The organism is Brevundimonas goettingensis (genome assembly GCF_017487405.1).
In the GTDB taxonomy this organism is placed as follows: domain Bacteria; phylum Pseudomonadota; class Alphaproteobacteria; order Caulobacterales; family Caulobacteraceae; genus Brevundimonas; species Brevundimonas goettingensis.
This window is the reverse complement of the sequence record NZ_CP062222.1, coordinates 1,324,479-1,343,151: the sequence shown is the minus strand read 5'-3', so window position 1 is coordinate 1,343,151 and position 18,673 is coordinate 1,324,479. Positions and strand designations below refer to the sequence as shown.

The window sequence follows — 18,673 nt, the reverse complement described above, 5'->3', positions numbered from 1 at the left end:
CCTGAGGACGGGCCGGGCCGCAAGCGGAATTGGCCTTCTGCGCCCGCCCGCAATGCTGCGATAACGGGACGGGCCGAATCCTCCGGCCGGCCGCCCGAGACGCCCGCATGACCGACGTCCCCGCCCCTGCCCCCGCGAGCGCAGCGCCGCGCCGCTCCAACGCCGTGCTGGCGGCCTTCTCGACCGTCTGCCTGCCGCTGGCGGCGTTCGGGGTGGCCCTGCCGGTGACCCTGCCGGAGTACTATGCGACCCACGTCGGGCTGGACATCGCCATGGTCGGCTTCGTCTTCATGGCGGTCAGGGCCTTCGACATCGCCGCCGATCCGCTGATCGGGGCGGCGATGGACCGGACGCGGACGCGGTTCGGACGCTATCGCCCGTGGATGGCCGCCTCGACGCCGATCCTGATGCTGGCGGCCCTGATGGTCTTCGTCATGGTCAAACCGGGCGCGGGTCCCTTCTACCTCTTCGCCTGGCTGCTGGTGCTCTACATCGGCTTCTCGGTCGGGACCCTGAGCCAGCTGGGCTGGGCGGCGGTGCTGGCGCCCCAGTACGACCAGCGAAGCCGGGTCTATGCCTGGTGGCAGGCGTTCAACATCATCGGCGTCATCGCCATCCTGATCCTGCCCGCCGCCGTGGTGCAGCTGGGGCTCGGGGACTATGTCGCCGGGGTCCACGTCATGGGCTGGGCCATCGTCGTCGCCCTGCCCGTAACCATCGGCCTGGCCCTGTTCGCCGTGCCCGAGCCGGTCAATGCGGGGGCGCCCGCCCACGGCGGCCTGAAGGCCTATTGGGACATCGTCAAACGCCCGACGGTGGCGCGGCTGCTGGCCTCGGACGTGGTGCTGGGCGTCGCGCCGGGCATCACCGGGGCCCTGCTGTTCTTCTTCTTCGATCAGGTGAAGGGCTACGACAAGGCGGCGGCCTCGATCTTCATGCTGCTCTACTTCGTCGGCGGGCTGTGCGGCGCGCCGATCTGGGCCAAGCTGGCGACGCGGATCGGCAAGCACCGGGCCCTGGCTATCGCCAGCCTGATCTTCGCAGCCCTCTATGTCGTGGCGACCCTGCTGCCCGGCGGCAGCTTCGCCCTGACGGCGGTGGCCATGTTCATTGCCGGCCTGCCCTATGCGGCCGGGCTGTTCCTGCTGCGCGCCATGATGGCCGATGCGGGCGACGAGGTGCGGCTGGAGACGGGTGTCGACCGCACGGCCCTGATGTTCTCCATCCTCAGCGCCACGACCAAGCTGGGCCACGTCTTCGCCCTGATCCCCTATGTCGTCCTCGGCTGGGTCGGCTTCCAGGCCGAGCCGCCGGCCGGGGGCAACAGCCCGACGTCCCTGCTGGTGCTGCAGGTCCTGTTCATCGCCGTGCCGGCCCTGCTGATCGCCTCGGCGGCGGTGATCCTGCGCCGCTATCCGCTGACGCCTGCTCGCCATGACGAGATCCGGCAGGCGCTGGAGGCGCGCGACGCCGAGGGTCCGGCTGCATGACCCCGATCGATCGCCTGCTGGGCATCATGGCGAAGCTGAGGGACCCGGACGGCGGCTGTCCGTGGGACCTGGAGCAGACCTTCGCCACCATCGCCCCCTATACGATCGAGGAGGCCTATGAGGTCGCTGACGCCATCGAGCGGGGCGACATGGGCGAGCTGAAGTCCGAGCTGGGCGACCTGTTGTTCCAGACCGTCTTCCACGCCCGGATGGCCGAGGAGGCCGGGCTGTTCGGCTTCGACGACGTGGCCAACGCCATGTCCGACAAGCTGGTGCGGCGGCATCCGCACGTCTTCGCCGACGAGGCCGCAAAGGGGGACGCCGTCGAGCAGAAGGCGCGCTGGGAGGACATCAAGGCGGCCGAGCGCGCGGCCAAGGCGCAGCACGGGGTGCTGGACGACGTGCCCGTCGGTCTGCCCGCCCTGGCCCGTGCGGCCAAGCTGACCAAGCGGGCGGCGCGGGTCGGGTTCGACTGGCCCTCCACCGACGAGGTCTTCGACAAGCTGGACGAGGAGGTCGGGGAGCTGAAGGCCGAGATCGCCGCGGGGGACCTGGACAAGGCCCGTGAGGAGATGGGCGACCTGCTGTTCGTTGTCGCCAACCTCGCCCGCAAGCTGGGGGTCGAGCCCGAGGACGCGCTGCGGGACGCCAACGCCAAGTTCGTGCGCCGCTTCGGCTTCATCGAGGCCGAGCTGGCGAAGGACGGCCGCACGCCCGACCAGTCCGACCTCACCGAGATGGACGGCCTGTGGGACGCGGCCAAGGTGGCGGAGAAGGCCGGTCCGGCGGGCTGATTGCACTCAAAAAGCCGAGTGCAAAAGGTGCAATTCGGAAGCGAATTGCGAAGAACCGCCGACAAGTCATTGATCTTGCGTCTCGCCGCGTGCGCCGGAAACGGCTCGCCGAAAACCGGCGTGCAAAGGGGCTTGCGAGCGAGCCCCGGATGTCAAAGACCAGAACCGAAGTCTAACACGGCCCGAGTCGGCGCCTGTTCGAATCCCGGGAGCACGCATAATGACCGCCGAGAATTCCAGTCCCGAGGGGCACGACCCCGGCGGCAAGGTGCGGCTGGCACTGATGCCCGGAGTGAAGGGCGACGCGGCGTTCAGCGCGGACGGACGGTATCGCCAGCTGATGCGGCGCTGGACGGGGGAGACCTTTCCCGAGCGCTATATGCTGTTCATCGGCATGAACCCCTCAACCGCCGATGCGATGGTCAACGACCCGACCTGTGCGCGCGAATGGACCTTCACCCGGCGCGAGGGCTTCGACGCCATGGTCAAGGCGAACGTGGGCGACTATCGCGCCACCGATCCGAAGATGCTTCTGGCGCCCGGCGTCGAGGCCGTGTCGCCCGAGAACCTGCCGGCCATCCGGGCGCAAGCGGCTAAGGCCGGCAAGGTGGTCGTCTGCCACGGCAAGCTGAACAAGGCGCTGGCGCCCGCTGGCCGCGCCCTGATCGAGGCCCTGAGGGCCGACGGGGTCGCGCTGTGGTGCTTCGGCCAGAACGGCGACGGCAGCCCGAAACACCCGCTGTATCTGCGCGGGGATACGCCCCTGAGGCCGTTCGAAGGCTGATCAGTCGTCGGCGGCGGACGGATCGACGGCGCCCGCGACCAGCTTTCGCCAGGTCGGGTCGGTGTCATCGACGATGTCGAGGTCTTCCAGCAGGGCGATGGCCGCCTCCCCGGCCGGCAGGATCAGGCCGACGACCTCCATCTCCTCGCCCTCGGCGGTGGTGTGGCATTCGGCCTGGACCGCGACGGCCGCCTGTTCGCCGTCCTCCTCCCACCAGATCACCGGTTGGGGCAGGTCGAGATCGAGCGGGAACGGCCGGTCGGTGTCGTCGAGGGCGAAGACGGCGCGTTTGGCCTGGACGTCGTCCAGCGTCGCGACCCGGCCGGTGAAGGCGGTCAGCCGCGACCAGTCGTCGATGTCGTAACCGCCGGAATCGGGGCCGGAATCTTCGTCGAAATCGGTCATGCGCGGGCCTCCGTCCTTCGGCCGATCCTTTGGGCCGATCCGGCGGGGGACGCCAGAGCCGATTATGGCGATCAGCCCAGCGTCCGACGCAGCTTCAGGCCGATCCAGGGGCCGAAGCTCTCGCGCCGCTGCTCGATCCGGCTGACCGGATTGAGGTCGCGCGGGCCGTCATAGAGGGTGCGGTCCAGCCGGTATCGCCGCCCGGTCAGGTTCTCGGCCTCCAGCGTCACCGTGGTGTTCGGGTGGGCCTTCCACTCGATGAAGGTCGACCACCAGGGATCGGTCATCTCCTCGGCGACCTCGTCGAAGCGGTACTGGCGATACGGCGACCCGAAATAGGCCGTGACGCCCCAGCGCAGGCCCCGGGCGGTCAGGTCGTGGGTGAAGGCGACCTCGGCCTCGAAGGGGTTGTAGCCGGACATGCGGCGGCGCTCGCCGGTCGTGGGGTCTGTCGCCTCGGTATGGGCCCACTCCACGAAGGTCTTCAGCAGACCGCCCTGAAGACCCAGGCGGGCCAGCGGGGCCGAGACCCGCAACTGGGCGACCCGGCGCTCGGCGTCGCCGATATTGCCGGGCGCGTCGAACACCTCGGAGCCCGAGACGATGGGCACGCGGTCGATGGCGTCCTCGATGGCCTCGTGGAAAACGGTCAGGCTGGCGACCCCGTCGGTCCAGAAGCGGCGCTCATAGACGCCTTCGAACACCCATTTGATCGCGGGCCTGAGGTCGGCGTTGCCGGCCGAGATCTGGTCCGTGTCGAGGCTGGCGGAGGTGATGAAGTCGCTGAAGGACAGCTGACCGGCCTCGCGCTCGACGCGGAACCGCCACTGGCTGGACGGGGCCGGGGTCCAGACGGCGATCAGGCGGGGCTTGGCGTAGGTCAGGGTGCGGTCGGCGGCGGCGTCGCCGTCCTGGGTCAGGCTGGAGGTCTCGAGCCGCAGGCCCGCCTCGACCGAGAGCCTGTCCGAAGGCCGCCAGGCGGCCGTGCCGAACAGCTCGGCCCGGCGCTCCTCGACGCGGACATTCGAGGACGGCAGGTCGATGACGACCCCGTCTTCCTCCGAACGGGCCGAGCCTTCCTGCCAGTTGAAGGCGCCCTCCAGGCCGCCGTCCAGCGTCAGCCGCTCGCCCAGACGGCGCGACAGGCTGATGCGGCCGATGCTCTCGCCCGAGGTCTGGTCGCTGTCGAAGCGTTCGGTGGCGCTTTCGGAGTTGACGGTCTCCCAGCCCAGCCGCTGAAGGCCGATGATCTCCAGACGCCCCCGGGACAGGGGCCTCTCCCAGGTCCCGCCGAGTTCGATGTCGGAATCCTCCTCGGTCTCGTCGATCCGCGAGCGGGCCGCGGCCGGGACGCTGATCCGCTCGTCGAGACGCCAGTCGTAGCGCTCGGTCGATGCCAGGGCGTTTGCCGAGAGGGTCCCTCCCCCCAATGGCTGACGCCAGGCTGCGGTCAGCTTGCCCCCGTCCCCGCCCCCGGTCTGGTCGGCGTCGCTGAGGCGAAGAAGGTCGCCCGAGGCGTCGCGGCGCGCGCGCGTCCCGTCGCCGGCGTCCTCGTCAACATAGCGATAGACCTCCCCGGCCACCTCCAGCCGACGATCGTCCGACAGGCTGCGGCTGGCCGAAAAGCCGAGTTCGCCGGCCCAGCGACCATCGTCATGGCGCTCGACGCCGGCCTCCATCGCCCCCTCCAGCGCATGGTTCTGACGGCGAATGATATTCGCGACCACAGGCGCGCCCTGCATGTCGATGCCCGGCGCACCGCCCCGGATCACCTCGATCCGCAGGACCGAGGCGGCGGGAATGCGCCGGATCACGGCGTCCAGATCCTCGGACTTGCTGGCCGGCCGCTGGCCGTCGATCAGGACATTGCCCTGGGCGCCCGACAGGCCGCGCACGTCGCCGCCGCTGTCAAAGGCGAAGCCGGGCAGGCGTTCGATCATGTCCAGGGCTGTGTTGGGCTGAACCCCGGCGAAGAAGGCCGGCTCATAGACCACGACCGATCCGGAGCGAGCCGCCGCCGCAGGTTCAGTCCGGTCTTGCCCGGCCTCCGCCTCGCCCGCGAAGGCCAGGCCGGCCAGCACCGCCAGACTTGTACGCCACCCCGTCATAAACGCCCCTCTAGTTGAGAACGCCTCTCAACAGAAGACAGCCAGCTTGGCAATAGGGCTTGATGTCGCTCATGAAAAAGGGGCGCTCCCGGAAGGAGGCGCCCCCTGATCGATTGGCTGGACGGCCGGCTTAGGCCGCGCCGTCGGCCGCCTTCTTCTTCTCGGCGTAGATCAGCAGAGGCTGGGCCTTGCCGTCGATGACCTCGGCGTTGACGACCACTTCCTCGACGCCCTCGAAGGTCGGCAGCTCGAACATGGTCTCGAGCAGGATGCCTTCCAGGATCGAACGCAGGCCGCGCGCGCCGGTCTTGCGGGTGATGGCCTTCTTGGCGACGGCGTTGAGCGCGTCGTCGGTGAAGGTCAGGTTGACGTTCTCCATCTCGAACAGGCGCTTGTACTGTTTGATCAGGGCGTTCTTGGGCTCGGTCAGGATGGTGACCAGAGCCGCTTCGTCCAGATCTTCCAGCGTCGCCAGAACGGGCAGACGGCCGATGAACTCCGGGATCAGGCCGAAGCGCATCAGGTCGTCAGGCTCGACGCCCTTGAGGATGTCGCCGGTGCGGCGCTCGTCGATTTCCTTGACCTTGGCGCCGAAGCCGATCGAGGCGCCCGCGCCGCGCGCCGAGATCACTTTCTCCAGGCCGGCGAAGGCGCCGCCCACGATGAAGAGGATGTTGGCGGTGTCGACCTGCAGGAATTCCTGCTGGGGATGCTTGCGGCCGCCCTGCGGGGGCACGGAGGCGACGGTGCCTTCCATGATCTTCAGCAGGGCCTGCTGTACGCCCTCGCCCGAGACGTCGCGGGTGATCGAGGGGTTGTCCGACTTCCGGGAAATCTTGTCGATCTCATCGATGTAGACGATGCCGCGCTGGGCGCGTTCGACGTTGTAGTCCGAGGCCTGGAGCAGCTTCAGGATGATGTTCTCGACGTCTTCACCCACATAACCGGCTTCGGTCAGGGTGGTGGCGTCGGCCATGGTGAAGGGCACGTCGATGATGCGCGCCAGGGTCTGGGCCAGCAGCGTCTTGCCGGAGCCGGTCGGCCCGATCAGCATGATGTTCGACTTGGCCAGCTCGACGTCGTTGTTCTTCGTCGCGTGATTCAGGCGCTTGTAGTGGTTGTGCACCGCGACCGAGAGGACCTTCTTGGCGTGGCCCTGACCGATGACGTAGTCGTCGAGGACTTCGCGGATTTCCTTCGGCGTCGGCACGCCGTCCTTGGACTTCACGAAGCCGATCTTGTGCTCTTCGCGGATGATATCCATGCACAGCTCGACGCATTCATCGCAGATGAACACGGTCGGGCCGGCGATGAGCTTGCGCACTTCATGCTGGCTCTTGCCGCAGAAGGAGCAATACAGCGTGCTCTTGGCGTCAGTTCCGGCGGCTTTGGTCATGGACCCTTCTCACTCTCGCGGCGTCTTTCCCCTCAGGTGAGGATGGGACTCTCGCGCTTCCTTCGCGTTGATTCCATCACTATGGACGCGAAGATATTCAAAAAATGACAATCACCCATCCAAACGCCACTCACAACCCCGCTCAAGGTGAGCAGTTCGTGATGGACGTGGATTGGTCTGTATCGATGGGGATCACGGCGGATGAGTGACATGGGGAGCGCACACGCGGTTCGCCAGAGGGTTGAAGCGGGTCAGCCGGTCGTGGCCTTCGATTTCGACGGCACCCTGACGATCCGCGACAGTTTCACCGAATTCCTGCGCTGGCGGGCCGGACCGGGCGGCTGGGCCCTGGGGCTGGTGAAGATGGCGCCGGCGGTGGCCCACTATGCGCGCGATCGCGACCGGGGTCGGATCAAGGCGGCCTCGGTGCGCGAATTCCTCGGCGGAATGGACCGCCAGACGCTGGAATCCGAGGCAGAACGGTTCGCCGAGGCTGTCTGGGACCAGTTCATGCGGCCCGACGCGCTGGACTGCTGGAAGGCCTGGGGCGACAAAGGAGCGCACCGGGTGATCGTCACCGCCTCGCCCGTGACCACGGTCGCGCCCTTCGCGAAACGGCTGGGCGCGGAGAACCTGTTGGGCACGCCCCTGTTCTTCGACGCCGAGGATCGGGTGTCGGGCGCCTTCGCGGGGCCGAACTGCCGGGGCCCCGAGAAGGTGCGGCGGTTGCAGGCGGCCTATGGGGCCGACGTCAGGCTGGCCGCGGCCTATGGCGACACCTCGGGCGATACGGAGATGCTTCAGATCGCCGACGAGAAGGGCTTTCGGGTGTTCAAGGGGCGGCCTTAGGCCCTCTCAGCGTCCTTGGGCGTCGACGTCGAACTCGACGGCCTTGCCGCGCGAGGTGGGCTCCCAGCCGGCCTCGATGGCGGCGGCGACGGCGTTCTTGACGTAGTCAACGTTGACCTTCTGTTTCTCGAGGTCCGGATGGCCGTTGGCGCGCATCGGCATGGGGAATTGGATGATGGCCTCGCGCTTGTAGCCCTGCATCCAGAGGCTGACGGCGATGCCTTCCCAGTTGTTGCCGGTGGTGCGCCGGGGCTGACGGCGCAGCTCCCAGTCGTAGAGTTCGCCGTCGACCTCGACGGTCCCCTTCTGATCGCGTGTGTGCTGCATGGGCGGCTGATAGCACAAAATGAAAAGGGCGCGCCGTCGTGGCGCGCCCTTCCCTCATCTTTATCGAGACAAAGGCCTCAAACGGTCTTGATGCCGTCGGCTTCGGCTTCGGTGCGCTTGTCGTAGACGTGGTCGACGATGCCCCAGGCCTTGGCGGCCTCGGCGTCCATGAAGTGGTCGCGGTCGAGGGTGGATTCGACCTCTTCATAGGTGCGGCCGGTGTGCTGGACGTAGATCTCGTTCAGGCGGCGCTTGGTGTAGCGGATGTCGGCGGCGTGCAGCTCGATGTCCGAGGCCTGACCACGGAAACCGCCCGAGGGCTGGTGGACCATGATGCGGGCGTTCGGCAGGGCGATGCGCTGGCCCGCCTCGCCGGCCGTCAGGATCAGGGAGCCGGCCGAGGCGGCCATGCCCATGACCACGGTCGAGACCGGCGACTTGATGTACTGCATGGTGTCGTAGATCGCGAGCGCCGAGGTCACCTGACCGCCGGGGCTGTTGATGTACATGGAGATTTCCTTCTTCGGGTTTTCCGATTCCAGGAACAGCAGCTGGGCGCAGATCAGCGACGCCATCGTGTCCTCGAACGGACCCGTCAGGAAGATGATCCGCTCGCGCAGCAGGCGGGAGAAGATGTCGAAGGACCGCTCGCCGCGGCTGGATTGCTCCACGACCATGGGCACGAGGTTGTTGGAGATGTAGTCGATCGGATCGCGCATATGGCCTTCTCGGATGCTTGTGGGCGCGACTCGGGAGTTCGCTGCCTCATTGAACAGCATATCGCGTTGCCGAAGCCTTGACGCAAGGTGCGGCCGGGCGAGCGAATGGGCGGGAATCGTCAGTCCGGGCTGTCCGTCGGGCCTTCCCGGACGCGGGTGACGAGGGCCGCCGCCTGGGTTCCGCCGTTGAGCCGCTCGTCCGGTGACGCCGAATAGAGGGCGGCGAGGTAAGACCGGTCCCATTCGGTCAGGCCCGCGACCGAGCCGGGCGCGTCGAACAGGTTCAGGATGGTGTCATAGGGGGCGGTGTCGGCGCGGGGATCGACCTGGGCGAAGGCGACCATGACCAGATAGTCGCACAACTGGTCGATCGAGACGCCCTCCAGCCTGTTCACATCGACCACGACCGTGACCCGGAAAAGGTCGTCGCGGCGCCGGGCGGTGTTCTGGCTGCGCGACATGACCACGACAAAGGGCGCCGACCGCCCGGGGAAGCGCACGGCGGGCCCGGCGGTGCCCTCCACGATGTTGACGGTCATGGGCATGGAGACATGCCACCAGCGGACCGGGTCGTCGGAGGTCTCGAAATCGCTCAGGGCGGCGTTCGAGGCCCGGACGCCGGAGGCGTTGAAGGCGAAATCGGCCCGGATGTCGGCGACCATACGCTGGGCCAGGCCCGGGCCGTCCGCCGTCCCGACGATGAAGATGTTGGGGGCGCAGTCGCCCTCCTTGATCGGCACGCCCAGATCCGCTGCGGTCGAGGCCACCCGGTCGGCGATCATCCGCGCCGCCTCGCCGCGGAAATTGACCACCCCGACGCAGACCGGCGCCATCCAGCGGGCCAGGCCGCGACCGGGCGCTGGGGCGGCGACCTCGTCGACGAAACGGGTGGAGAGCTGTTCCAGCCGGCTGTCGCGCGACCCGACAACATCGATGTCGTCGACGGCGGTGGTCGGCTCAGGGCTTTGCGCCGGTGGCGGCGTCTGCTGCGGGGTCTGGCTCTTGTCGCCTGACGTGAGGGCCAGGGCGGCGAGGCCGACAGCGACGATCTGTGCGGCGGCGAACATCGATCGCTCTCCTCAGGGCTCGGACGGGTCGGCGTTCGGCTGGTCGGCGTCGGGACGCAGGGCCGTGGTCATCAGCTCGGCCTGGCGGAACGGCAGGATGCGCTCGTTGCGGTAGTCGTAGAGGGTCGAGAGATAGGCCCGGTCCCAGTCGGTCAGGCCGCCCGCCCCTGCCCGCTCCGCCGCCGGGCGGTCGAACAGGTTGAGCACGGTTTGAAACTCGGAGGTGTCGGCCTCGGGGTCGATCTGGGCGAAGGCGACCATGGCGATATAGTCGCCCAGCTGGTCGAAGGTCATGCCGTTCGCACTGTTGAAGTCGACGATGACGATGACGCGCTTCAGATCGTCGCGGATGCGGCCGCGCATCTGGGACTTGGCGAAGATCTCGATCCGGGGCGGCCGCTGGCCCGGCATGCGGACGACCGGGTTTCCGGTCCAGGAATCGGTGGGCATGCTGATCTGCCACCATCGCACCGGGGCGTCGGAGGTGCGGAACCGCTCGAAGGCTGCGGGTCCCTGATCGATGCGGCTGGCGCCGATACGGAAGGCGCGGGGGCGGGCGGCAGCCAGGCCGTCGGCCATGACGGCCCCGTCGGCGGCGCCGATCACGAGAACATTGGGCTTGCAGCCCGGCTCGCCCGTCTCGATGCCGTAGTCGAAGGCGACGGTGGAGACATGGTCGATCAGGGTCTGGGCCGCCTCACGGCGCATGTTCACCGCCCCGATACAGACCTTGATGCTGTTCCAGCGGGCGATGCCGCGCTGGTTCACGGGAGCCGCGACCTCGTCGACGAAGGCGCGCACGGCTTCCGGCAGGGCTCCGGCGACGACCTCGACGTCATCGACGGGGGACGCCGGCGGCTCGGTTGGCGTCTGACGGCTCTGCGGAACCGGAGCCGTCTGCAGGGTCAGGGCCGCGAGGCCGAGCATCGCCCACGCCGAAAGACCACCCACCATCGCGTCCTCCTGACCGACCTGCGGTTTGCGGAACGCACGCTAGGGCTGAACGGCGCCAGCGACAATCGCCAAATGGACGCGCGCGGAAAGCCTAGCTCTGGGGAGCCGGTCGAGGGGCGGGCTCGGGCTGGGGCGCCGGTTCAGACCTGGGCTGGTGGGTCATCCGCTCGGCGACATTCCCCTCCTGCTGCGACGTATGCAGCTCGTTCAGCTCGGCGGCGTAGAGGGAGCGGAGGTAACCCAGGTCCCAGTCGGTCATCTGGCGCGCGCCCGACGGATCGGTGAACAGGTTCAGGATGGTGTCATAGCCCGAGACCTCGGCGTCGCCGTCGATCTGGGCCAGGGACACCATGGCGATATAATCGCCAAGGGCCCCGACGTCATAGCCGCCGGTCTGGGCCACATCGACGATGACGAAGGTCCGGGCGAAGACATTGCGGTCCATGGTGCGCAGGCGCGAGGGCTGGCGGATGGCGCGGTATTTGAAATCCTCGCCGGGCAGACGGACCGTCGGGGCCCCGGTGTCGGCGTCGACGGGCACGGTCAGGCGCCAGGCGCGGATCGGGTTGTCGTTGGCCTGGAACCGCTCGAGGTCGGCGATCGTCTGGCGGGTGCCCGAGAAGCCGGGGTTGAAGTTGCGCGGCCGGGCCTGGACCAAGGCGCGGGCCGTGGCGGCGCCGTCGACCGTGGCGATGATCATGATGTTCGGCTTACAGCCCGGCTCGCCGATGTCCATGCCGATGTCCAGCATGCGGCGCGAGACCTGATCGACCAGGGCCTGGGCCACCGCGCCGCGCAGATTGACGACGCCGACGCAGACCCGGCCATCCCAGCGGGCCAGGCCCCGGCCGGGCGGGGTCTCGACGATCTCGTCGACGAAGCTGCGCGCCGCCTCATAGGCCGTCTGGCGCTGGGCCGTGACCTCGACATCCTGCACCGCGGTCGCGGCCGGATCCTGCGGGGCGGTTTGGGGCGCGGTCTGGGCGGGAGCCGTCTGGCCCATAAGGGCGGTGGCGCTCAGCAGGGCGGCGATCAGAGGCATCTGCGTCTCGCAAAACAGGGATAGGGAGGATTGGCCCGACGTAGGGCCGAAAAAGGGCCGGCCCGCGAACGGACCGGCCCTTCAAAGGTCAGTCAGGGTGGAACCGAGGCCCCGAAGACGGCTTCAGCCCTCGTCTTCTTCCTTGAGCAGCTCTTCCTTGGTGATCGGCGTGTCCGTGGTTTCGGCCTGGCCGAAGATCAGGTCGACGACCTTCTCCTCATAGATCGGGGCGCGCATTTGGGCGGCGGCGTTGGGGTTCTGGCGGTAGAAGTCCAGGACCATACGCTCCTGACCCGGGTAGTTGCGGGCCTCGGCCATGATGGCGTTGTTCAGTTCCTGATCGGAGACGCCGACGTTGTTGGCGCGGCCGATTTCAGCGAGGACCAGACCCAGGCGCACGCGGCGCTCGGCGATCTTGCGGTATTCGGCCTTCAGGTCCTCGTCGGACTTGGCGGCGTCTTCCTCCGGCAGGTCGCCCTTGGCCTTGTCGGCCTGGACCTGTTGCCAGATGCCGTCGAACTCGGCGTCGACCATCTTGGGCGGCAGGTCGAAGCTGTGGGCGCTGTCCAGTTGGTCCAGCAGGGCGCGCTTCTGCTTGAAGCGGGCGGCGCCGGCGTACTGCTGGTTCAGGTTGCCGCGCAGCAGCTCCTTGAGCTTGTCCAGCGATTCCAGACCGATGCGCTCGGCGAAGGCGTCGTCGACCACGCCGGCGACTTCCGACTTGATGGCCTTCACCTTGATGTCGAAGGTGGCCAGCTTGCCGGCCAGGTTGGCGGCCTGGTAGTCGGCCGGGAAGGTCACTTCGATGGTCTTCTCTTCACCGACCTTGGCGCCGACCAGCTGTTCCTCGAAGCCGGGGATGAAGCGGCCCGAGCCGATCACCAGGTCCGCGTCCTCGGCCTTGCCGCCGTCGAAGGGTTCGCCGTCCAGCTTGCCCAGGAAGTCGATGGTCAGTTGGTCGCCGTCGGCGGCCTTCACGGTCTTGCCCTTCTTGTCCTCATAGGACTTGGCCTGGCCGGCCAGTTCGGTGAGGGCTTCGTCGAGGTCGGCGTCGGTCGCTTCATAGGTCGGGCGGGTCAGCTTCAGGGTCTTGGGATCGACGGGCGTGAAGTCGGGCATGACTTCCAGCTCCATCTCATAGGCCAGGTCTTCCTGGCCCAGGATCACCTTGTCCATGTCGGAGATCAGCTTCATCTCGGCCGGGGCGGCGGGGCGCACCTTGGCTTCGTCGAGGGCCTTCTGGCTCGTCTCGTTCAGCTCGGCGTTGATGATTTCGCCCATGAACTCACGGCCGAAGGTCTTCTTGACGTGGGCGGCGGGCACCTTGCCGGGACGGAAGCCCTTGAGCTTCATCTGCGGCGCGACTTCCTTCAGCTTGGCGTCCAGCTTGGCGTTCAGCTCGGCGGCGGGGATGGTCACGGCGATGACGCGGCTGAGACCTTCGGTGGATTTTTCGACGACTTGCATGGTCGGTATCTGACGTTCTGGGGCGCAACCGGCCGACGTGGCCATACGCGGAATGGATAAAGCAGAAGAGCCGCCTCGTTTCGGGGCGGCTTCGAAGCCCGCCCTTATGTCGAGACAGGCCCCAAAGGTCAACGCGAACGTGGCGATCTAGAGGCCGAGCCCGTCCATGGCGGGTTCCTCATAGGGGCCGTCCTCGCCGGGGGACCGCAACCGGGCCTCGAATCGGCCGTCCGCCTTCGCCAGTTGCCAGATCAGGCTGTTGGCGGCGGGGGCGATGTCGGGCTTCGACTGGAAGACCGTGTCGGCGAAGGCGGCTTCCGCATCGATCAGGGTCCAGCCCGCGTCGCGGAAGCCCTTCAGCACCTTCGGCAGGAACAGGGCTGTCGCGAGGGTGTGATGGATCAGCAGGGTGTGCGGCGGGCTGCGGCCCAGCACGTCGCGGGCCAGAGCGTCGTAGAAGGCGGCCCGGTCCAGCAGATGGCGCACGAGGAAGTCGCCGTAGGGGCTGACGTCGGCGCCCGGGTCCTTGTCCAGCCGCTCGCGCAGGCGCTGGTCGACGTACCAGTCCGAGGCGTCGATGGTGACGTGGGCGTTGCGCAGACCCCGGTCGGCGAGGACGGAGCGCATCCGGTCGCGGGTCTCCGCCGTCCGCCCCTCGGCCAGATAGGGGAAGCGGAACAGGGGCCGGGCCGTCGCATAGGGCGCGATCACGGGCGCGCAGCGGTCGATGTCGGCGCCGAGGTCGCCAGGGTTTGAACCGCCGTAGTAGGCGTGGGCGTATGTGTGGTTGCCGATCAGGTGTCCGGCCTCGGCCCATGCGGCCAGGCGGGCGGCGCCGGTGGGGTTGTCGACGTATTTGCCCGCAACCAGACCGGCGGCCTTGATCCCGGCGGCGTCCAGCGCGTCCAGCACGGCGCGATGACGGGCCGCCCCGTCCATCAGGGCGCCGTCCGTTATGTTGAAGTCGTCGATGGTGATGGCGAGACGCGGGCCGCGCCCCGCTTCACTGGCAACCGCGCGGGCCCTTCCCGTCGCGGTCAGGGCGGAGACGGCGGCGAGGCCGGACAGGAGGCGACGGCGATCGAGCATGCCGCCTTCCTAGCAGGCGTGTTCCGGTCGGCGCGACGGCTTTCGCCTGCGAGCCGGGATCGCTATCTGTCGGGAATGAGCCAGAGCCCCTCCCCTAACCAAGCCCCTGTGGGCGTCTTCATCACCCCGGTCACGCCGCTGCAGCAGAACTGCACGACCGTCTGGTGCACAAAGACGATGAAGGCCGCCGTGATCGATCCCGGCGGGTCGGCCGACGCCATCCTGGGCGAGATCGCGCGGCGCGGCCTGACGCTGGACCAGATCTGGATCACCCACGGCCACCTCGACCATGCCGGCGGCGCGGCCGAGATGCAGGAGAAGTCGGGCGTCCAGATCATCGGTCCGCAGATCGAGGACCTGTTCTGGATCGAGGGCATTCCGAGGCAGGGTCAGATGTACGGTCTGCCCGAGGCGCGGACCTTCACCCCGAACCGCTGGCTGAACGACGGCGACGTGCTGACGCTCGGCGAGACGACCTGGGAGGTGGTGCACTGCCCGGGCCATACGCCGGGCCATGTGGTCTTCTTCAACCGCGCCATCGGCTTCGCCCAGGTCGGCGACGTCCTGTTCCAGGGCTCGGTCGGCCGGACCGATTTTCCGAAGAGCGACCCCGAGGCGCTGATCCGATCGATCACGCAGAAGCTCTGGCCGCTGGGCGACGGCGTCACCTTCGTGCCGGGCCACGGCCCGCACTCGACCTTCGGTCAGGAGCGGCAGACGAATCCGTTCGTCTCGGACCGTGCATTGCTGGGACCGAGACTGTTCAGAGAGCCGACCGGGCCGTCGTAAGGACGGCTCACTCTCTCACCGCGCATCCCGGCGAATGCCGGGATCCAGATGCAAATGAGGTGTTTGAGGTTCGCACTGTCAGCGACCTTGCGGCGCCCGCAGCGTCTGGATCTGGATCCCGGCATTCGCCGGGATGAGCGGTAGTGGAGTTATCGCCGCAGCAGCAGGCCCAGAACCACGCCCGCCCCGATGGCGTAGAGGGCGGTCTTCATCGGGTGGTCGCGAATGACCTCGCGGGTCTGTTCGGCATGGTCGCGAGCCCAGAGGCGGCCTTGATGCAGGTCGGAACGGACGGCCTTGCGGATGCCTTCCGAGCGGGCGAAGGCGCGGCCCTCTACGTCTGCGATCAGGGTGTCGGCCTTCTTGCCCAGACGCTGGGCGGGGCCTTCCTCGCGCAGGTCGTCGGAGAGGATGTCGTCGGCGGTCGGCGAAGAGATATCGGTCATTGGAAAGCTCCCAGGGGTTCGGCCAAAGAACCGCCGCCCTCGGGCTGGGGTTCCCCGGTTTCTGAACATCGCGGAGGTTTGAACGTTCTCCTTTCAACAGGAGAACCGACATGACCCATATCGATCCGGGCGCCCCGCCTGAATTCCCCGACGAACCCGCCGAAACCCCCGATATCGATCCCGGCGGCGCGCCCGATGAGTTGCCGCAGATTGATCCCGGCATTGGGGATGAACCCGATTCCCGAACCTTTGACCAGAATGCAAGTTGATTGTTCTTGCGACTGAATGACGGCCGCTCGGAACCTTGACCGACCCCCGGGGTTCTTCATCGCAAGCACCACACTACTCAGGAAGGAACAGCCGAATGGCCGAAGGTCAGACCAACCGCCCCTCGGGTGTCTCCAAGCGGGGCTTCGCCTCGATGGACCCGGAACGTCAGCGCGAAATCGCCCGCAAGGGCGGGGCCAGCGTCCCGTCGGAGAAGAGAAGCTTCTCCCAGGACCGCGGTCTGGCCGCACAGGCCGGCCGCAAGGGCGGCGAGGCCTCGCACGGTTCGCGGCGTCCCGACGACGTCGAGACCCAGGCGGAGTAAGCCTCCCCGGAGAGCGCAAGGATCAGGCGGCGAGACCCGAACGGTTTCGTCGCCTTTTTCTTATGCGGTTCAGCCCCTCGCGCGCTGGCCAGCTTTCAGCTCGCGCTCAGCAGGGCCAGGGCGACCGAGGGCTCGGGGCTGGTCTCGAACAGGGTGACGGTCCAGCCGGCCGCCTCGGCCATCTTGATCACCGAGGCGCGGGTGTATTTGCGCGAGCTTTCGGTGTGGATGGTCTCGCCCTTGGCGAAGCGGATGGTCGCGTCACCGATGCGGACGCTCTGATCGCGGGTAGAACGCAGGTGCATTTCCATGCGCGACTCGGCTGCGTTCCAGACCGCCATATGCTCGAAGGCGTCCAGGTCGAAGTCGGCGCCCAGTTCGGCATTGGCGCGGACCAGCAGGTTCTTGTTGAACGCGGCCGTCACGCCTTGAGCGTCGTCATAGGCCGCGACCAGCAGCTCGGGCGCCTTGACCAGATCGACGCCGAGGATGAACAGGGAGCCGTCGTCCAGCCGGGCGCGGGCCGTCTTCAGGAAGTCGATGGCGGCGTCGCGGTCCAGATTGCCGATGGTCGAACCCGGGAAGAAGCCGATGCGGCGCCCGCGCCCCAGCTCCGGCAGCGGCGGCAGGTTCAGGAAGTCCCCGACCACCGGAACGACCTCGACGGAGGGATAGGCCGCCGTGATCCGCTCGGCCGCCTCGTTCAGGGCGTCGGGGCTGATGTCGATCGGGATGTAGGTCGACAGACTGGGCGCCGCGTCCAGCAGGATGCGCGTCTTCTCGCTGGCGCCTGAGCCGAACTCGACCAGGACGGCGTTGTCGCCGAAGTCCTGGGTCAGACGCGGGGCGAGGGCCTTGAGCAGGGCCGCCTCCTGCCGCGTCGGATAGTATTCCGGCAGGCGGGTGATGTCCTCGAACAGGCGCGAGCCCTCGGCGTCGTAGAACCATTTGGGCGAGACGGCCTTCTGGGGCTTCGACAGGCCCGCGATCAGTTCGGCGCGGAACTCGGCCGCCTCGTCGGTATCGGCCGTGGCGCGGTCGGGCGTGATGTCTTCGGCGAGCCTGAGCCCCATGAATGCCCACCTTTGATGCGGATAGAAGAAGTTGCGGTAGGTCGCGCGCGCATGGCCCGGCGGCGTGGCGAAACAGGCGCCGCGCAGCACCATCTGGTTGGCCATGAACTTGCCGTTGTACTCGGACGCCGTGCCGTCGGTCGGTTTGAACCCGGGATAGGCGGAATAGCTGCTGGACGTGTGCTGCCAGACCTCACCGAACAGGTTCGTGAAGGCGGCGGGGTTGGTTACGGCCGCGTGCTCCCACTCGGCCTCGGTCGGCAGCCGCTTGCCGGCCCAGCGGGCATAGGCGTCGGCCTCATAGGCGCTGATGTGGCGCACGGGCGCGGCCGGATCGACAGGGGCGAGGCCCGACAGGCCGAACACGCGCCAGCCGCCCTCCCCTTCAGCGTGCCAATAGAGGGGCGCGGTCCACTCCTTGGCCTTCACCGTCGCCCAGCCGTCGGACAGCCAGAGCTCGGGCCGTGAATAGCCGCCGTCCTGAATGAAGCGGATCCAGTCGCCGTTGGTCACGAGGTCGTTGGCCAGGGCAAACGGCTGGAGGAAGGTCCGATGCGCCGGACCCTCGTTGTCGAAGGCGAAGCCGTCGCCGTCATGGCCGATCGTGACCAGACCGCCCTCGAAACGGGTGACGCCACCGACGGCAGGCTGAACCGGAGCCTCACGCGGCTCCACGGCATAGGCGGCCGGGTCCAGAGGCGAGCGCGACATCAGATAGAGCAGGTCCATCAGGAACAGCTCCTGATGCTGCTGGTCGTGATGGAGGCCCAGGGCGAACAGATAGCGTTCGGCGCCCGAGGTCAGGCCGCGAGACAGCCGGTCGACCATTCGCCGGTCGATCTCGCGCCGATAGGCCAGGACCTCGTCGACCGAAGGCCGGGTCATGAGGCCGCGCTCGGGACGGGCGACGCGCTGACCGAGGGTTTCGTAGTAGGAGTTGAACATCTGGCGGAAGCGCGGATCGACGGGGCGATAGCCCGGCTCGGCGGCCAGGATCATCTCTTCGAAGAACCAGCTGGTGTGGGCCAGATGCCATTTGCCGGGGCTGGCGTCAGCCATGGGCTGGGCGGCCAGATCCTCGGGAGAGAGGCCGTTCGCCAGCTCGGGCATCCGGGCCCGGACCGTGCGGTACAGGTCGATGTCGTCCGAGGCGGACGAGGGAATACGCGAGAGATCATTCATAGCGACAGCCTCCGCCCGGGTTGCCCACGGCGGTTCCCCACCCGGCCCTGAAAATGTCATCGCCGCCGTTTGGTTCCTGTGTCAGGAGCCGGAAGCGTCG

At 67.8% G+C, this 18,673-nt stretch carries 19 protein-coding genes; 7 read left to right on the top strand and 12 right to left on the bottom strand.

Annotation, left to right across the window (positions count from 1 at the left end; translation table 11 throughout):
• Positions 1 to 107 precede the first annotated feature (107 nt).
• The 3 genes from IFJ75_RS06675 (at position 108) to IFJ75_RS06665 (ending at position 3,068) form a co-directional block, all read left to right on the top strand.
• Positions 108 to 1,490 carry an MFS transporter gene (locus IFJ75_RS06675; RefSeq protein WP_207931826.1) on the top strand — a complete coding sequence of 461 codons (1,383 nt, stop codon included), beginning with the start codon at positions 108 to 110 and terminating at the stop codon, positions 1,488 to 1,490.
• Positions 1,487 to 2,284 carry a nucleoside triphosphate pyrophosphohydrolase gene (gene mazG / locus IFJ75_RS06670; protein WP_207931825.1) on the top strand — a complete coding sequence of 266 codons (798 nt, stop codon included), beginning with the start codon at positions 1,487 to 1,489 and terminating at the stop codon, positions 2,282 to 2,284. Before IFJ75_RS06675 ends, mazG begins: the two co-directional genes overlap by 4 nt.
• Before the next feature lie 220 nt (positions 2,285 to 2,504).
• Entirely contained in the window at positions 2,505 to 3,068 is a 564-nt protein-coding gene (locus IFJ75_RS06665) for a DUF1643 domain-containing protein (RefSeq protein ID WP_207931824.1), read from the top strand.
• Here IFJ75_RS06665 and IFJ75_RS06660 read toward each other — a convergent pair whose 3' ends face one another.
• From IFJ75_RS06660 to clpX, 3 genes are all read right to left on the bottom strand, one after another.
• Positions 3,069 to 3,473: a hypothetical protein gene (locus tag IFJ75_RS06660; RefSeq protein ID WP_207931823.1), complete on the bottom strand. Its 405-nt coding sequence runs from the start codon at positions 3,471 to 3,473 to the stop codon at positions 3,069 to 3,071.
• A gap of 71 nt (positions 3,474 to 3,544) precedes the next feature.
• Positions 3,545 to 5,581, bottom strand: coding sequence for a TonB-dependent receptor plug domain-containing protein (locus IFJ75_RS06655; RefSeq protein WP_207931822.1), 2,037 nt, complete (start codon positions 5,579 to 5,581; stop codon positions 3,545 to 3,547).
• A gap of 130 nt (positions 5,582 to 5,711) precedes the next feature.
• The gene (clpX, locus tag IFJ75_RS06650) at positions 5,712 to 6,977 is read right to left on the bottom strand and encodes an ATP-dependent Clp protease ATP-binding subunit ClpX (RefSeq protein ID WP_207931821.1); all 1,266 of its coding nucleotides are present in this window, start codon (positions 6,975 to 6,977) and stop codon (positions 5,712 to 5,714) included.
• Between the two features lie 210 nt (positions 6,978 to 7,187).
• Here clpX and IFJ75_RS06645 point away from each other — a divergent pair, with 210 nt between their 5' ends.
• Positions 7,188 to 7,826, top strand: coding sequence for an HAD-IB family hydrolase (locus tag IFJ75_RS06645; RefSeq protein WP_225897026.1), 639 nt, complete (start codon positions 7,188 to 7,190; stop codon positions 7,824 to 7,826).
• Positions 7,827 to 7,832: 6 nt separating this feature from the next.
• Here IFJ75_RS06645 and IFJ75_RS06640 read toward each other — a convergent pair whose 3' ends face one another.
• The 7 genes from IFJ75_RS06640 to IFJ75_RS06610 all read right to left on the bottom strand — a co-directional run bounded on the left by IFJ75_RS06640 (position 7,833) and on the right by IFJ75_RS06610 (position 14,491).
• Positions 7,833 to 8,153, bottom strand: a complete 321-nt coding sequence (locus tag IFJ75_RS06640; protein ID WP_207931819.1) for a hypothetical protein — start codon at positions 8,151 to 8,153, stop codon at positions 7,833 to 7,835.
• 77 nt (positions 8,154 to 8,230) lie between these two features.
• Positions 8,231 to 8,872 carry an ATP-dependent Clp protease proteolytic subunit gene (locus IFJ75_RS06635; RefSeq protein WP_207931818.1) on the bottom strand — a complete coding sequence of 214 codons (642 nt, stop codon included), beginning with the start codon at positions 8,870 to 8,872 and terminating at the stop codon, positions 8,231 to 8,233.
• 119 nt (positions 8,873 to 8,991) lie between these two features.
• Complete coding sequence (locus IFJ75_RS06630; RefSeq protein ID WP_207931817.1) at positions 8,992 to 9,939, bottom strand: hypothetical protein; 948 nt, start codon at positions 9,937 to 9,939, stop codon at positions 8,992 to 8,994.
• Between the two features lie 12 nt (positions 9,940 to 9,951).
• Positions 9,952 to 10,893 (bottom strand): hypothetical protein, encoded by a 942-nt coding sequence (locus IFJ75_RS06625; protein ID WP_207931816.1) that lies wholly within the window; start codon positions 10,891 to 10,893, stop codon positions 9,952 to 9,954.
• A 91-nt stretch (positions 10,894 to 10,984) separates the two neighbouring features.
• Positions 10,985 to 11,935, bottom strand: a complete 951-nt coding sequence (locus IFJ75_RS06620) for a hypothetical protein (RefSeq protein WP_207931815.1) — start codon at positions 11,933 to 11,935, stop codon at positions 10,985 to 10,987.
• 123 nt (positions 11,936 to 12,058) lie between these two features.
• Positions 12,059 to 13,402, bottom strand: a complete 1,344-nt coding sequence (gene tig / locus IFJ75_RS06615) for a trigger factor (protein WP_207931814.1) — start codon at positions 13,400 to 13,402, stop codon at positions 12,059 to 12,061.
• A 147-nt stretch (positions 13,403 to 13,549) separates the two neighbouring features.
• Positions 13,550 to 14,491 carry a polysaccharide deacetylase family protein gene (locus IFJ75_RS06610; protein ID WP_207931813.1) on the bottom strand — a complete coding sequence of 314 codons (942 nt, stop codon included), beginning with the start codon at positions 14,489 to 14,491 and terminating at the stop codon, positions 13,550 to 13,552.
• Positions 14,492 to 14,566: 75 nt separating this feature from the next.
• Between IFJ75_RS06610 and IFJ75_RS06605 the strand changes: the two genes are divergently transcribed.
• Positions 14,567 to 15,280: an MBL fold metallo-hydrolase gene (locus IFJ75_RS06605; RefSeq protein WP_318781083.1), complete on the top strand. Its 714-nt coding sequence runs from the start codon at positions 14,567 to 14,569 to the stop codon at positions 15,278 to 15,280.
• A 149-nt stretch (positions 15,281 to 15,429) separates the two neighbouring features.
• Here IFJ75_RS06605 and IFJ75_RS06600 read toward each other — a convergent pair whose 3' ends face one another.
• A complete protein-coding gene (locus tag IFJ75_RS06600) occupies positions 15,430 to 15,726 on the bottom strand; it encodes a hypothetical protein (protein WP_207931811.1) in 297 nt (98 codons plus the stop codon).
• A gap of 110 nt (positions 15,727 to 15,836) precedes the next feature.
• On the opposite strand from IFJ75_RS06600, the gene IFJ75_RS06595 reads away from it, so the two are divergent.
• Both IFJ75_RS06595 and IFJ75_RS06590 read left to right on the top strand, forming a co-directional pair.
• Positions 15,837 to 15,995, top strand: coding sequence for a hypothetical protein (locus IFJ75_RS06595; protein ID WP_207931810.1), 159 nt, complete (start codon positions 15,837 to 15,839; stop codon positions 15,993 to 15,995).
• A 95-nt stretch (positions 15,996 to 16,090) separates the two neighbouring features.
• A complete protein-coding gene (locus IFJ75_RS06590; protein ID WP_207931809.1) occupies positions 16,091 to 16,318 on the top strand; it encodes a con-10 family general stress protein in 228 nt (75 codons plus the stop codon).
• A gap of 95 nt (positions 16,319 to 16,413) precedes the next feature.
• On the opposite strand, the gene egtB is transcribed toward IFJ75_RS06590, so the two are convergent.
• Positions 16,414 to 18,573 (bottom strand): ergothioneine biosynthesis protein EgtB, encoded by a 2,160-nt coding sequence (gene egtB, locus IFJ75_RS06585; protein WP_207931808.1) that lies wholly within the window; start codon positions 18,571 to 18,573, stop codon positions 16,414 to 16,416.
• Between the last annotated feature and the right edge of the window lie 100 nt (positions 18,574 to 18,673).